This is a genomic window from Nocardioides sp. Z35_8, from assembly GCF_059621125.1.
In genome coordinates, this window is record NZ_JCAQIE010000002.1 from 26,435 (window position 1) to 40,161 (window position 13,727).

Here is a 13,727-nt window from a genome sequence, read left to right on the forward strand (position 1 = left end):
CGAGTCGGCCCGTCCTGACTGCCCAGACCCGCCGAGTCGGCCCGTCCTGACCGGTGCAGCGTCAGAACGCGCCCACTCGACCCCCCAACGGCGTCAGAACGCGCCCACTCGACCCCCCAACGGCGTCAGAACGCGCCCACTCGACCCCCCAGCGGCGTCAGCCGAGCAGCGCGTCGACGAAGGCCGCGGCGTCGAACGGGGCCATGTCGTCCGGGCCCTCGCCGAGGCCGACGAGCTTGACCGGAACGCCGAGCTCGCGCTGCACCTGCACCACGATGCCGCCCTTGGCGGAGCCGTCGAGCTTGGTGAGCACGATGCCGGTGACGTCGACGATCTCGCTGAAGACGCGGGCCTGGATGAGGCCGTTCTGCCCGGTGGTGGCGTCGAGGACGAGGAGCACCTCGGTGACCTCGGCCTGCTTCTCGATGACCCGCTTGATCTTGCCGAGCTCGTCCATCAGGCCGGCCTTGTTCTGCAGGCGGCCGGCGGTGTCGACGAGCACGGTGTCGACGCCGTTGTCGATGCCGTGCTTGACGGCCTCGAACGCCACGCTCGCCGGGTCGCCGCCCTCGGGTCCGCGGACCACCTCGACGCCCACCCGCTCGCCCCACGTGGCGAGCTGGTCGACGGCCGCCGCGCGGAACGTGTCGGCGGCACCGAGCGTGACCGACAGGTCCTCGGCGACGAGGATGCGGGCGATCTTGCCGACGGTCGTGGTCTTGCCGGCGCCGTTGACGCCGACGACCAGCACCACCCCGGGCTTGCCGTCCGTGCCGGTCACCTGCACCCGGCGGTCGAGGTCGGTGCCGACGAGCTCGATCAGCTCCTCGCGCAGCACCTCGCGGGCGTCGGGCGCCTGTCCGCCCTCGACCCGCAGGCGGGTGCGCAGCCGCTCCACGAGGGCCTGGGTGGGCGCGACGCCGACGTCGGCGGTGAGGAGGGTGTCCTCGATCGCCTCCCAGGTGTCCTCGTCGAGGCGGTCACGGCTGAGGAGGGCCAGGATGCCCTTGCCGAGCCCACCCTGGGAGCGGGACAGGCGCTGGCGCAACCGCACCAGCCGCGACGCCGTGCTCTCGGGCTTCTCGACCGTCGGAGCGGCAGGAGCCTCCGGGGCTGCGGGGGTTGTCCTGTCGGCGGTGCCGACCGCGGGCTCGGGCGGCGCCTCGGTCGCGACGTCCGTCTCGGTCGGAGGCGGAGCGATGACGTCGGTGCCGCCGCTCGGGGGCGCCGACGTGCGCCGGCGTCCCGAGGTCAGCAGCGCGCCGAGCGTGAGGACGCCGACGACTGCGATGGCGATGATCAGATAGAGCCAGTCACCCATGGGCCCAATCCAACCACCCTCGTCCGGCGCCCCGGTCGGGCGGTGCGCCGCCGGCGTGGGACGCCGCGCGGCTCAGGAGCGCGACTCGGAGTCCTCGAGGGTGGGCAGCGAGTCGACGCCCTTGCGCATGGCGGTGCCGAGCTGGGGGGCGACCGGCAGCTTCTCGCCACGGTGGGGGTAGGCGACGTAGACCGCAACGGCGGCGGCGACGAGCACGCCGAGGGACATCATCAGGATGATCGCGAGCACGGGGGTTCCTCCGAGGTGGGGCCGGTCGGGTCCACTCCACCGTGACACACCGGGGCGGACCCTCCCGCATCGAGGTGGGCCGGGCGCGTCGCGGGCGTGGCGCGCCTCACGCGCCCGGTCGCAGGAGCGGCACGACCGCGGCGCGCACCACGTCGGGCACGGGCACCACGGGCCGGTCACCGGTGCCGCGCGCGTTGTCGACGTAGACGTGGACGAAGCGGCCCTCGGCCGCCGCCTCGTCCGAGGGCCCCTGGAACAGCCCGATGCGGTAGACGATCGAGCTGGTGCCGACCCTGTCGACGACCAGGCCCATCTCGATCGGCTCGGGGAAGCCGATCTCGCGGAAGTAGTGGCAGCCGGTCTCGGCGACCACGCCGATCTGGGGCAGCGCACGGACGTCGACGCCGGTGGCCTCGTAGAGGTGGGCGTTGACGGCCGTGTCGAACAGCTCGTAGTAGGTCGCGTTGTTGAGGTGGCCGTAGGCGTCGTCGTCGCGCCACCGCGTCGTCGCGGTGCGCCAGGCGACGTAGTCGGCGCGGGTCGGCCGGCGCCGACGCGTGCTGGCCCCTGCGACGCTCGCGGCGGGTTGCGCGCTCGACTGCTCGCTCATGCGCTCTCGGCGTCGCGCAGGCGCTGGCTGATGACGGCGGACACGCCGTCGCCGCGCATGGTCACGCCGTAGAGGGCGTCGCCGACCTCCATCGTGCGCTTCTGGTGGGTGATGACGAGCAGCTGGGAGTTCTCGCGCAGCTCCTCGTAGATCTCCAGCAGCCGCCCGAGGTTGGTGTCGTCGAGGGCCGCCTCGACCTCGTCGAGGATGTAGAACGGCGAGGGCCGGGCCTTGAACAGGGCGACCAGGAAGGCGACGGCGACCAGGGAGCGCTCGCCGCCGGAGAGCAGCGAGAGCCGCTTGACCTTCTTGCCCGCCGGGCGGGCCTCGACCTCGATGCCGGTGTTGAGCATGTCACCGGGGTCGGTGAGGACGAGCCGTCCCTCGCCGCCGGGGAACAGCCGGGCGAACGTCTGGTCGAAGGCCTTCTCCACGTCGGCGTAGGCCTCGGTGAAGACCTGCTCGACCCGGGTGTCGACCTCGCGCACGATGTCGAGGAGGTCCTTGCGGGTGCGCTTGAGGTCCTCGAGCTGCTCGGTGAGGAACTTGTGCCGCTCCTCCATCGCGGAGAACTCCTCCAGCGCGAGCGGGTTGACCCGGCCCAGCATCGACAGCGCCCGCTCCGCCGCGCGCAGCCGCTTGACCTGCTCCTCGCGGACGTACGCCGTCGGCGCGGGCGGCTCCTCCCCCTCCGGCACCTCGCCGGTGAACGGGATCGGGGCGTCCGGGCCGTAGTCGGCGACCAGGCCGTCGGGGTCGAGCCCGAGCTCCTCCAGCGCGCGCTCCTCGAGCTGCTCGATGCGCATCCGCTGCTGGGTGCGGGCCATCTCGTCGCGGTGCACCGAGCTGACCAGTTCGTCGTGCTCGCGGGCGAGGTCGCGCAGCCGGGTGCGCACGGCCATGAGCTCCTGCTCGCTGCCCTGCCGCGACTCCTCCACTGCGGCCCGCTCGTCAGCGGCGAGCATGACCGAGCGCTCGAGCTGGTGCAGCACGACGCGCACGGCGGACGACACCGCCTCGGCGGCGCGTCCCTCGCGGATCAGCCGCTCGCGTCGCTCGGCGGCGCGGGCGCGGGACTCGCGCTCGGCCTGCGCGGCGCGGAGCAGGGAGTCGGCGCGGCCGTGCAGCGCGCGGGCACGCTCCTCGGCCGTGCGCAGCGCGAGCCGGGCGTCCATCTCGGCCTGACGGGCCTCGCGGGCGGCCTCGGCCAGCCGCTCGCGCTCGGTCGTGTCGGGCTCCTCGTCGGTGACGTCCTCGGCGGCGGCGAGGCGGGCCTCGAGGTCGACCAGTCCGGCCAACGCGGTCTCGCGGGCCTCGCGGGCCGCGGCGATCGCGCGCTCGAGCCGATCAGCCTCACCCTTGGCGGCCCGGGCCTGCGATCCGTACTGCCCGAGCTCCTCCGCGACCGCGGCGAGGGTCGCGTCGGACTCGTGCAGCTTGGCGAGCGCGACGTCGACGCGCTTGACGGCGTCGTGGCGCGCGGCCTCGAGCCGCGAGATCTCGAAGCCGAGGCGCTCGGCAGTCGCGGTCGCGTCGGCGAGGCGGGTGCCGGCCTCGTCGACGGCCGCCTGGATCTCGATCAGGCTCGGCTGGCTGGACGAGCCGCCGGCGGCGAAGTGCGTGCCGAGCAGGTCGCCGTCGCGGGTCACCGCGACGACCTCGGGGTGGTCGGCGACCAGGCGCCGGGCGGCCGCCAGGTCGTCGACGACGGCCACGCGGTCGAGGAGACGCACCAGCGCGGGACGCACGTCGTCGGGCGCGGCGACGACGTCGACGGCGTAGGTCGCGCCGTCGGGCAGGGCCGGCCAGTCGCGGTCGGTGGCGGGCGCGCCCCCGAGCAGCATCCCCGCGCGGCCGAGGTCGTCGGCCTTGAGGTGGCCGATCGCGTCGAGGGCCGACGCGGCGTCGGAGACCACGACGGCGTCGGCGGCGGAGCCGAGCGCGGCGGCCAGCGCCGTCTCGTAGCCCTGGTCGACGTCGAGGAGCGCGGCGACGGAGCCGAGGAGCCCACCCACCTCGTCGGTCGCGGCGAGCAGCGCCCCGGCGCCGTCCTTGCGGTTGAGCCCGAGCTCGAGCGCGTCGCGACGCGCGACCAGCCCGGTGCGCTCCCGCTCGGCCTCCTGGGCGTCCTCGCGGGCCCGGGCGAGCTGCTCGTCGATCTCGTCGAGGGCCGCCACGGCGTCCTCGTGCTCGGTGTCGAGGCCCTCCTCCCCGGCGTCGAGGCCCGCGACGCGGGTCTCGAGCGCGGTGAAGTCGCGCTGCGCGCGCTCGGCGCGGGCGACGGCGTCCTCCCGGGCCTCGGTGAGCCGTTGGATCTCCGCATCGGCCGCCTCGGAGCGCGACTTGAGCGCGTTGACCTGGCCGGTCAGCCGGGCCAGGCCCTCGCGGCGGTCGGCGGCGGCGCGCTGGAGGGCCGCGATGCGCTTGTCCTCGGCGACCGCGGCCTCCTCGGCCGCCCGCTTGGCGACGACGGCGGCGTCGAGGGCGGCCCGCTGCTGCTCGACCTGCTCGGCGATCTCCGCCTCCTGCCGGCGCACCCGCTCGGCCTGGGCCTCGAGGTCGTCGGGGTCGCGACCGGAGTCGACGCCGTCGCCCTCGCTCGCCCCGGCGGCGTTGCGGATCCGCTCGTCGGCCAGCGACGCGGTGCCGCGCAGTCGCTCCTTGAGCCCGGACAGGGCGAACCACGTCTCCTGCGCTGCGGCCAGGCGGGGCAGGTCGTCGCGCAGGGCCGCCTCGAGGCCGGCCTCCTTCTCGCGTCCGGCGGCGATCTCCGCCTCGACCTGCTCGCGCCGCTGCACCAGCAGCGTCTCGTCGGCCATCTCGGACTCGAGGGCGGTGCGGGCGCTGACGAGGTCGTCGGCCAGCAGGCGCGCGCGGGCGTCGCGCACGTCGGCCTGCACGGTCTGCGCCTGCCGCGCCACCTCGGCCTGCCGGCCGAGCGGCTTGAGCTGGCGGCGGATCTCGGAGAGCAGGTCGGCCAGGCGGGTGAGGTTGCCGTCGGTGGCGTCGAGCTTGCGGAGCGCCTTCTCCTTGCGCTTGCGGTGCTTGAGGACGCCGGCCGCCTCCTCGATGAAGCCGCGGCGGTCCTCGGGGGTGGCGTGCAGGATCGAGTCGAGCTGGCCCTGGCCGACGATGACGTGCATCTCGCGGCCGATGCCGGAGTCGCTCAGCAGCTCCTGCACGTCGAGCAGGCGGCAGCTGCTGCCGTTGATGGCGTACTCCGAGCCGCCGTTGCGGAACATCGTGCGGCTGATCGTGACCTCGGCGTAGTCGATCGGCAGAGCGCCGTCGGAGTTGTCGATGGTCAGCTGCACCTCGGCCCGCCCCAACGGCGGGCGCCCCGACGTGCCGGCGAAGATGACGTCCTCCATCTTGCCGCCGCGCAGGCTCTTGGCGCCCTGCTCGCCCATCACCCACGCGAGGGCGTCGACGACGTTGGACTTGCCGGAGCCGTTGGGGCCGACGATGCAGGTGATGCCCGGCTCGAGCTGCAGCGTCGTCGAGGAGGCGAAGGACTTGAACCCCTTGAGGGTCAGGCTCTTCAGGTACAACGCGGGCTCCTCACCGGATCAGACCGCTCCCACCGTCCTCGGGGAGGCTGAAGACTGGGGACGCTCAGCGCGGCTCACCCTACGGCACGGGCGCCCGCCGGAGCCGGTTGCACGCGGCGTGGCACGAGGCCCGTCAGGAGGCCGCTCAGCGACCCAGTACGTCCCGGAGCGCGGCCAGCACCAGCTGGACGGCGTCGGGGCGGGCGTTGCGGCCCATCAGCCCGATCCGCCACACGCTGGCGGCGTAGGCCCCCGCACCCGCGCCGATCTCGATGCCGTAGGTCTCGAGGAGCTGCGCGCGCACCGCGGCGGAGTCGACGCCCTCGGGCACCTTGACGGTCGTGAGCTCGGGCAGCCTGCTGCCCTCCTCGGCGAACAGCTCCAGGCCCAGGTCCTGCAGCCCCGCCTGCAGGGCGTCGCCTGCGGCCTGGTGCCGCGCCCAGACGGCCTCGAGGCCCTCCTCCAGGATCCGGGTCAGGCCACCGTGGAGGCTGGCGACCATCGCCGTGGGCGCGGTGTGGTGGTAGGTCCGCTGGCCGCCCCTGGACGCGGCCTCGCCGACGTAGCCGCCGAGCATGCCGAGGTCGAGGTACCACGAGCGCGGCGTCTCGACGCGGCGCTCGAAGGCGCGGTCGTTGATCGTGAACGGCGCGAGGCCGGGCGCCACGCCGAGGCACTTCTGGGTGCCGGCGTAGCCGATGTCGACCCCCCAGTCGTCGGCGCGCAGCTCGATGCCGCCGATCGAGGTCACGGCGTCGGCGAGCAGGAGGGCGTCGCCCTTGCCGGCGCCGAGCGCGGCGATGTCGGAGCGCGCGCCCGTCGAGGTCTCGGCGTGGACCGCGGCGATGATCGCCGGCGAGTCGTGCGCCGACAGGACGCGGTCGACGTCGACCGGCTGCCCCCACTCGTGCTCGACCGCCACGACCTCGGCCCCGCACCGCGCGGCGACGTCGGTCATCCGCTGGCCGAAGAGGCCGTTGACCGCCACCACGACGACGTCGCCGGGGTGGACGGTGTTGACGAACGCCGCCTCCATGCCGGCCGAGCCCGTGGCGCTGAGCGGCAGCGTGCGGGCGTTGTCGGTGCCCCAGACGGTGCGGAGCATGTCGCAGGTCTCGTCCATGATCCGGAGGAACTCGGGGTCGAGGTGGCCCAGCAGCGGCTCGGCGAGCGCGCGGGTGGCCTCGGGGTAGGGGTTGGACGGGCCGGGGCCGAAGAGGTGCCGCTCGCGGATCATGGGACCGACCGTAGCGAAGCTCCGGTGCTCACAGCACCGCCCCGGGGTTGAGGATGCCGGCCGGGTCGAGGGCGTCCTTGATCCGACGGGTCAGGGCCATCACGTCCTCGCCGAGCTGGTCGGGGAGCGCCGACTTCTTCGTGCGTCCGACGCCGTGCTCGCCGGTGATCGTGCCGCCGAGCGCGATCGCCGCCTGCAGGATGTCGTCGAAGGCGGCGCGTGCCCGACGCTCCGAGGCGGGGTCGGCCGGGTCGTAGACGATGATCGGGTGGGTGTTGCCGTCGCCAGCGTGGGCGACGGTCGGGATCTCGACGTCGTGGAGCGCGGCGATCTCGGCGACCGCGGCCAGCAGGTCGGGGAGCAGTGGCACCGCGGCCCCGACGTCCTCGAGCAGCAGCGCACCGCGCGCCTCGATCGCCGGGAAGGCCATCCGCCGCGCCTCGACGAACATCTCCCCCTCGGCCGGGTCGTCGGTGAGCACGACCTCGCTCGCCCCGGCGGCGACGCAGGCCGCCTCCACGACCGCGATCTCGGCCACCCGGGCCTCCCCCGGCGCGTCGGACTGGACGAGGAGCAGGGCGCCCGCGGTGCGGTCCAGGCCGCGCGGGGCGTGGTCCTCGACCGCGTTGATCGTGGCCCGGTCCATCAGCTCCATCATCGAGGGCCGCAGCGTGCGGCGCACGGCGACGACGGCCTCGGCAGCGGCGACGACCGAGGGGAACGACGCCACCAGCGTCGCGGGTGGCAGCGGCACCGGCACCAGCCGCAGGATCGCCCGGGTGACGATGCCGAGCGTGCCCTCGGAGCCGACGAAGAGCTTGAGCAGCGACAGTCCCGCGACGTCCTTGATCCGTTTCCCGCCCAGGGTGATCAGCGTGCCGTCGGCGAGGACGACGTCGAGGCCCAGGACGTAGTCGGTGGTGACGCCGTACTTCACGCAGCACAGACCACCGGCGTTGGTCGCGACGTTGCCGCCGATCGAGCAGATCTCGAAGGACGACGGGTCGGGCGGGTACCAGAGCCCGTGCTCGCGCGAGGCGGCCTTGACCTCCGCGTTGAGCGCCCCGGGCTCCACGACGGCGACCTGGCAGTCGGTGTCGATCTCGATGCCGCGCATCCGCTCCAGGCTGAGCACGATCCCGCCGTCGACGGCGCTGGCGCCGCCCGACAGTCCGGACCCGGCGCCGCGGGGCACGACCGGCACGCCGTGCCCGGCCGCCCAGCGCACCGCGGCCTGCACCTGGGCGGCGTCCTCGGCGCGCACCACGGCGAGCGGCGTGCCGGCGCCGACGTCGCGCGACCAGTCGTAGCGGTAGGTCTCGAGCGTCGCCGGGTCGGTCGCGACGACACCCGCCGGCAGCGAGCGGACTAGACCGGGGAGTGCTTCCATCCGACCATCGAACCACTCGTCGCGCGCGAAAGGACCGGATCGAGCCTCGACGCGCATCGGTCCGCGGGCAGCCCCTAGGCTCCCCGGCATGAGCGAGATCACGTACGACGACTCGACGGCCGAGCGAGCCGCCGCGTCGGACGCTCCGCCGCGGGCAGCACCTGACGTCCAGCCGGACGCACCGCAGCTCGACATCCTGACGTTGCGGCGGTCGTTGCTCCTGGCCGACGTCGACCTCGGCGCCGGACGCAGCCTGGAGGTCGGTCCGCTCGCCGCTGCGATCATCACGCGCGACATGGCCGACGTGCGCTACGTCGACGTGGTGGACCGCGACGGCCTGGTCGCTCACTACGGCGTCGACTCCTCCGTCGACGTCGACCTGATCCCGGACATCGACTTCTGGCTCACGCGCGAGGACGGTTCGGTCGGCACGCTCGCCGAGGCGGTGGCGCCGGCCGCGCCCTTCCAGCACGTGCTGGCCAGCCACGTCATCGAGCACGTGCCCGACATGATCGGGTGGTTGCACGACGTGGCGGAGGTGCTCGTCGACGGCGGCGACCTCCTGCTCGCCGTGCCGGACATGCGGTTCTGCTTCGACGTGCGGCGCTCGCCCGCGACCGTGGGACAGGTCGTCCAGGCCCACCTCGACGGCGACCGCATCCCGTCCTACCGAGCCGTCTACGACCACGCTCGCACCGCCGTGCACTTCCCCGCCCACGAGGCGTGGGCAGGGGCGTGGCCGGAGCAGCGGACCAACCCGATGTCCACGGTCCGCCCCGCCGTCGAGCGCCAGCAGCGAGGCGACTACGTCGACTGCCATGTGTGGCCGATGACGCCGGTGCGGTTCACCGACATCGTCATCGACCTCCTCGAGCTCGGACTGGTCGACTTCGCCGTCGAGCGGGTCACTGCGACGCTTCCGGGCCACCTCGAGTTCTACGTCACCCTGCGCCGCCTCCCGCGCGAGGGACGGAACGAGGCCGTCGCGACGGCGCTCGCGCAGCTCGCCACGATCCGCGACGCGTTGCCCGACGAGGAGCGGACCTGGCCGCACCAGGTGCGCGAGCGCGAGCTGGTCGCGCTCAACGACGACCTCCAGCGCCGTCTCGCGCGCGCGGAGGAGCAGGTCGCCGAGCTGGTCGGCGTCCGTGACAGCGCACGTGCCCAGCGCGACCGTGTGCGTGCGCGGCTCGAGAAGACACGGGCCAGGTTGGCGAAGACGCAGGTCAGGCTCGCGAAGACCCAGGCCAGGCTCGAGCGAGCGCGCTCCCGCGGCGATCGGCTCGCGGCGAGTCTGGAGAAGGAGCGGAGCCGGTGGACCGCGCGGCTGTCGCGTCGCCTGAGGCGCCTGGCCCGGGTCGATCGCTGAGTCAGGCGGCGGCTGCGGCGACCTCGTCGTTGTGGGCGATGTGTCCCAGCGAGCGCCACACGAGCGCGAGCGTCACGCCCGAGCCCACGAAGGCGAACCACCACGGCGCGGTCAGCCCCCACGCGCCGGCGATGAGCCCGCCGAGCAGCGAGCCGAGGAGCATGCCGCCCATCACGCAGATCATGTAGACCGAGCCGACGCGGCCCTGCAGCTCGGCCGGCACCGCGCGCTGGCGGACCGCCTGCGACAACGTGCCCCAGACGAAGGCGTACGCCCCGAAGAAGAGCATCAGGGGGTACGCCGCCCACGGCGAGGTGGTGAGCGCCATGGCGAGGTGGAAGACGACCTCCGCCAGCAGCACCGCCCGCATGAGCGTGGCCAGCGGCACCAGCCGCTCGAGGCGTCCGTAGGAGAAGGTGGCCAGCAGCCCGCCGATCGCCGAGGACGTGGTGAGCAGGCCGAAGCCCGCCTCGCCGATCCCCACCCGCTCCAGCGCCCACAGCACCAGGACCGACCACGGGGCCGCCCAGGTGACGTTGAAGACGACGATGATGATCGCCAGCGTGCGCACCGGCGGGTTGCCCACCAGCCAGCGCACCCCGTCGGCGATGTCCTGCCGGAGGTGGGTGTCGACGTCGCCGCGGACCGCCCCCGGAGGGGTGCCGATGCGCGAGACGAGCACCACGCCCACGACGATGCAGGCGACCGTGACGGCGAACGGCCAGACCATGCCCACCGAGAACAGCAGCGCGCCGACGGCCGGACCGACGAGTTGGTTGCCCGTGATCATGCCGGCCATCAGCCGCGAGTTCGCGATGCCGAGGTCGCTCTTGTCCACCAGCATCGGGGTCAGCGTGCCGGCGGTGGCGTCGACGAAGGTCTCGGCCGTGCCGAGCGCGAGCAGGGCCGCGAGCACGAGGGCGATGTTGACGTGGCCGGTCGCGATGACGACGCACAGCCCGGCCAGGACGAGTCCGCGCACCGAGTTGGCGACCATCATCACCAGCCGCCGGTCGAGCCGGTCGGCCAGCGCGCCGGCGAACAGCCCCACCAGCAGCCACGGTGCCTGGAGGGCGATCATGGCGGACGCGACCAGGATCGGGTTGCGGGTCTGCGACGCGACCAGCAGCGGGCCAGCCGCGATGAGCGCCCCGTCGCCGAGGTTGGTCACCCAGGACGACCCGACGAGCCACCGGAAGCCCGTCCCGAGGCGCGCCGGGAAGACGGTCTCGACGATGCGACTCACAAGCAGGTGAGCCTACGGGGGCGGCACCGCCCGCGCACCGCGGTTTTCAGGCGGGCTGGAGGTCCTCGACGACGCGCTCGCCGACCAGGGCCGCCGCGGCCAGCCGGTCGTTGTCGGCCTCCAGCCGCAGCACCAGCGCCTCCAGGTCGGCGACCCTGCGGCGGAGCCGATGGTTCTCGGCGGCGAGGACGGACGTGGTCCGCACGTCGCTGTGCACATGACCCAACAGCGCCTTGGCCATGGGGAGCCTTTCGAAAGGTCGAGTCGTCCGGCCGACGTTCCGGCCGTCTCCTAGAGTCCCACCGCGCGGGGCACCGGTCAATGCGCCCGGGCGCTCCGGGCACGGGGCGGTCGCTGGCACCGCGGGCAGAAGAACGACGACCGGTTCATGAACGAGATCCGGCGGATCGGCGTGCCGCAGCGCCGGCACGGCTCGCCCTCACGCCCGTAGGCGTCGAGGGAACGGTCGAAGTAGCCGGACTCGCCGTTGACGTTGACGTAGAGGGCGTCGAAGGACGTGCCCCCCTGCGCCAGCGCCTCGCCCATCACCTCGCGCACGTGGCCGAGCAGGTCGCGCAGCACCGTGCCGGTGAGCCGGTCCCCCGGCCGCTCGCCGTGCAGGCGAGCGCGCCACAGGGCCTCGTCGGCGTAGATGTTGCCGACGCCAGAGACCAATCCCTGGTCGAGCAGCAGCCGCTTGATCGCGGACGTGCGACGGCGCGCGCGCCGGACGAACTCGTCGTCGTCGAACTCGGGGTCGATCGGGTCGCGGGCGATGTGCGCGATCTCGGTCGGCAGCTGCGCCCCGCCGGTCGAGACGACCAGCCCGCCGAACATCCGCTGGTCGACGAAGCGCATCTCGAGTGGCCGCCCGTCGGCGGCGGCGAGACGGAAGCGGACCCGCAGGTGGCGCTCGTCGAGCGCGCCCGGCTCGTGGAGGAGCATCTGCCCGCTCATGCCGAGGTGGCCCAGGAGCGCGTCGTCGTTGTCGAGCGCGAGCCAGAAGTACTTGCCGCGGCGGCGGACGGCCTCGATGCGCCGGCCCCGCAGGGCGGCGACGAACCCGGTCGACCCGCGGTGGTCACGACGGACGGGCCGCGGGTGGAGCACCTCGACGGCGTCGATGCGAGCCCCCACGACGTGGCGCTCGAGGCCGGCCCGGACGACCTCGACCTCGGGGAGCTCGGGCACGGCTCAGGCGTCGGCGCCGGCCGGCTCGGCCGTGCGGCCCGCGGGGTCGGCCGCCTTGATCTCGCGGTAGGCGGTCTCGGCGGCGCCCTGCTCGGCCTCCTTCTTGGAGCGGCCGGTGCCGTTGCCGAGGACCTGCTCGCCCACGCGTACGCGGGCCACGAAGGTCTTCATGTGGTCGGGGCCGTCGTCCTCGATGAGGTACTCGGGCACGCCGAGGCCCCGGTCGGCGGCGAGCTCCTGCAGGGAGGTCTTCCAGTCCAGGCCCGCGCCCATCGACGCCGCGGCCTCCATGACCGGGTCGAAGAGCAGGTGGACGACCTTGGCGGCCTCGTCGATGCCACCGCTGAGGTGGATCGCGCCGATGACCGCCTCGACGGTGTCGGAGAGGATGGAGGCCTTGTCGCGGCCGCCGGTGGTCTCCTCGCCGCGCCCCAGCTTGATGTGCTCGCCCAGCCCGATCTGGCGGGCGACGTCGGCCAGGGCGCGCGCGTTGACCACCGCGGCACGCAGCTTGGCCAGCCGGCCCTCCGAGAAGTCGGGGTGGGCGCGGTAGAGCGACTCGGTGACCACGACCCCGAGGACGGAGTCACCGAGGAACTCCAGTCGCTCGTTGGTCGGGATCTGGCCGTTCTCGTAGGCGTACGAGCGGTGCGTCAGGGCACGCTGCAGCAGCTCGGGATCCAGGACCGGATCACCGAGCGCTGCGCGGAGCTCGTCGCTGGTCAGAGGACCTGGCGACGGTCGGCCCGGGCGCCGTACTGGCCGCACTGGCCGCACGCACGGTGCGGGAGGTGCTTGGCGCCGCAGGCGGGGTTGGCGCACGTGACGAGGGTCGGCGCGACGGCCTTCCACTGCGAACGGCGGTGACGCGTGTTGCTGCGCGACATCTTCCGCTTCGGAACAGCCATGGTGGTCTCCTGTTGCTTGCGTTGCTCTGCCGGGGATTCCCGGCGAGATGGTTCAGTCCTGGGGGTCGTGCTGGGGGTCGTGCTCGCTGTCCTGCTCGGTCTGCGCCAGCTGCTGGAGCCCGGCCCAGCGGGGGTCGATCGGCGCGTCGTGCGTGTGGTCCGGGTCGTCCGCGAGCCGGGCACCGCACTCGGTGCACAACCCGGGGCAATCGTCCATGCACAGCGGCTGGAAGGGTAGTGCGAGCACCACCGCGTCCCGCAGCAGGGGCTCGAGGTCGAGCAGGTCGTCCTCGAGCCGGCTGGTCTCGTCGTCGAGGTCGCGGTCGTCGTGCTCCGCGGCCCTGTCGTGCTGGTCGGGGTAGACGTAGAGCTCCTGCAGCGTCACGTGGACCTCGTCCTCGATCGGCTCCAGGCAGCGTACGCACTCCCCCTCGAGCGCGGCCGTGGCCGTGCCCGTGAGCAGCACGCCCTCCATGACCGCCTCGAGTCGCAGGTCGAGCTCGACCGGCGATCCCTCGGGGACACGGAGGACTTCGATGCCAAGCTGTGCCGGCGCCGGAACGGAGAGCTCGAGCTCACGCTGGGACCCCGGACGGCGCCCGAGCTCGCGTGTATCGAGCACGAGCGGCGACCTCGGGTCCAGGCTGCTCACGTC

The 13,727-nt window shown here is 73.6% G+C and carries 13 protein-coding genes; 1 reads left to right on the top strand and 12 read right to left on the bottom strand.

Going from position 1 to position 13,727, the window contains the following annotated elements; all coding sequences use genetic code 11:
• Positions 1-157: 157 nt before the first annotated feature.
• The 6 genes from ftsY to AC54T2_RS11930 form a co-directional block, all read right to left on the bottom strand.
• The gene (gene ftsY, locus AC54T2_RS11905; protein ID WP_496666276.1) at positions 158-1,321 is read right to left on the bottom strand and encodes a signal recognition particle-docking protein FtsY; all 1,164 of its coding nucleotides are present in this window, start codon (positions 1,319-1,321) and stop codon (positions 158-160) included.
• Positions 1,322-1,393: 72 nt separating this feature from the next.
• The gene (locus AC54T2_RS11910) at positions 1,394-1,570 is read right to left on the bottom strand and encodes a hypothetical protein (RefSeq protein ID WP_186340918.1); all 177 of its coding nucleotides are present in this window, start codon (positions 1,568-1,570) and stop codon (positions 1,394-1,396) included.
• Between the two features lie 106 nt (positions 1,571-1,676).
• On the bottom strand, positions 1,677-2,180 hold the full coding sequence (locus AC54T2_RS11915) for an acyl-CoA thioesterase (protein WP_186340917.1): 504 nt from the start codon (positions 2,178-2,180) through the stop codon (positions 1,677-1,679).
• On the bottom strand, positions 2,177-5,731 hold the full coding sequence (gene smc, locus AC54T2_RS11920; protein ID WP_496666277.1) for a chromosome segregation protein SMC: 3,555 nt from the start codon (positions 5,729-5,731) through the stop codon (positions 2,177-2,179). The genes AC54T2_RS11915 and smc overlap by 4 nt, the downstream gene beginning before the upstream one ends.
• 145 nt (positions 5,732-5,876) lie before the next feature.
• Positions 5,877-6,968 carry an aminotransferase class V-fold PLP-dependent enzyme gene (locus tag AC54T2_RS11925; RefSeq protein ID WP_489974731.1) on the bottom strand — a complete coding sequence of 364 codons (1,092 nt, stop codon included), beginning with the start codon at positions 6,966-6,968 and terminating at the stop codon, positions 5,877-5,879.
• Positions 6,969-6,996: 28 nt separating this feature from the next.
• Positions 6,997-8,358, bottom strand: coding sequence for an FAD-binding oxidoreductase (locus tag AC54T2_RS11930; protein WP_496666278.1), 1,362 nt, complete (start codon positions 8,356-8,358; stop codon positions 6,997-6,999).
• A gap of 88 nt (positions 8,359-8,446) precedes the next feature.
• Here AC54T2_RS11930 and AC54T2_RS11935 point away from each other — a divergent pair, with 88 nt between their 5' ends.
• A complete protein-coding gene (locus AC54T2_RS11935; RefSeq protein WP_496666279.1) occupies positions 8,447-9,727 on the top strand; it encodes a methyltransferase domain-containing protein in 1,281 nt (426 codons plus the stop codon).
• A gap of 1 nt (position 9,728) precedes the next feature.
• On the opposite strand, the gene AC54T2_RS11940 is transcribed toward AC54T2_RS11935, so the two are convergent.
• From AC54T2_RS11940 to AC54T2_RS11965, 6 genes are all read right to left on the bottom strand, one after another.
• On the bottom strand, positions 9,729-10,973 hold the full coding sequence (locus AC54T2_RS11940) for an MFS transporter (RefSeq protein WP_186340913.1): 1,245 nt from the start codon (positions 10,971-10,973) through the stop codon (positions 9,729-9,731).
• A gap of 46 nt (positions 10,974-11,019) precedes the next feature.
• Entirely contained in the window at positions 11,020-11,214 is a 195-nt protein-coding gene (locus AC54T2_RS11945; protein ID WP_186340912.1) for a hypothetical protein, read from the bottom strand.
• 77 nt (positions 11,215-11,291) lie between these two features.
• On the bottom strand, positions 11,292-12,164 hold the full coding sequence (gene mutM, locus AC54T2_RS11950) for a bifunctional DNA-formamidopyrimidine glycosylase/DNA-(apurinic or apyrimidinic site) lyase (RefSeq protein ID WP_496666280.1): 873 nt from the start codon (positions 12,162-12,164) through the stop codon (positions 11,292-11,294).
• 3 nt (positions 12,165-12,167) lie between these two features.
• Positions 12,168-12,932 carry a ribonuclease III gene (gene rnc, locus AC54T2_RS11955; RefSeq protein WP_496666281.1) on the bottom strand — a complete coding sequence of 255 codons (765 nt, stop codon included), beginning with the start codon at positions 12,930-12,932 and terminating at the stop codon, positions 12,168-12,170.
• Entirely contained in the window at positions 12,887-13,072 is a 186-nt protein-coding gene (rpmF, locus tag AC54T2_RS11960; protein WP_056906555.1) for a 50S ribosomal protein L32, read from the bottom strand. Before rpmF ends, rnc begins: the two co-directional genes overlap by 46 nt.
• 52 nt (positions 13,073-13,124) lie before the next feature.
• Positions 13,125-13,724, bottom strand: coding sequence for a YceD family protein (locus AC54T2_RS11965; RefSeq protein ID WP_496666282.1), 600 nt, complete (start codon positions 13,722-13,724; stop codon positions 13,125-13,127).
• Positions 13,725-13,727 lie beyond the last annotated feature (3 nt).

Excerpts from the sequence above, each read along its gene's own strand:
- ftsY (WP_496666276.1), bottom strand. The coding sequence starts at position 1,321 with ATGGGTGACTGGCTCTATCTGATCATCGCCATCGCAGTCGTCGGCGTC.
- AC54T2_RS11915 (WP_186340917.1), bottom strand. The coding sequence starts at position 2,180 with ATGAGCGAGCAGTCGAGCGCGCAACCCGCCGCGAGCGTCGCAGGGGCC.
- AC54T2_RS11925 (WP_489974731.1), bottom strand. The coding sequence starts at position 6,968 with ATGATCCGCGAGCGGCACCTCTTCGGCCCCGGCCCGTCCAACCCCTAC.
- AC54T2_RS11930 (WP_496666278.1), bottom strand. The coding sequence starts at position 8,358 with ATGGAAGCACTCCCCGGTCTAGTCCGCTCGCTGCCGGCGGGTGTCGTC.
- AC54T2_RS11935 (WP_496666279.1), top strand. The coding sequence starts at position 8,447 with ATGAGCGAGATCACGTACGACGACTCGACGGCCGAGCGAGCCGCCGCG.
- AC54T2_RS11945 (WP_186340912.1), bottom strand. The coding sequence starts at position 11,214 with ATGGCCAAGGCGCTGTTGGGTCATGTGCACAGCGACGTGCGGACCACG.
- rpmF (WP_056906555.1), bottom strand. The coding sequence starts at position 13,072 with ATGGCTGTTCCGAAGCGGAAGATGTCGCGCAGCAACACGCGTCACCGC.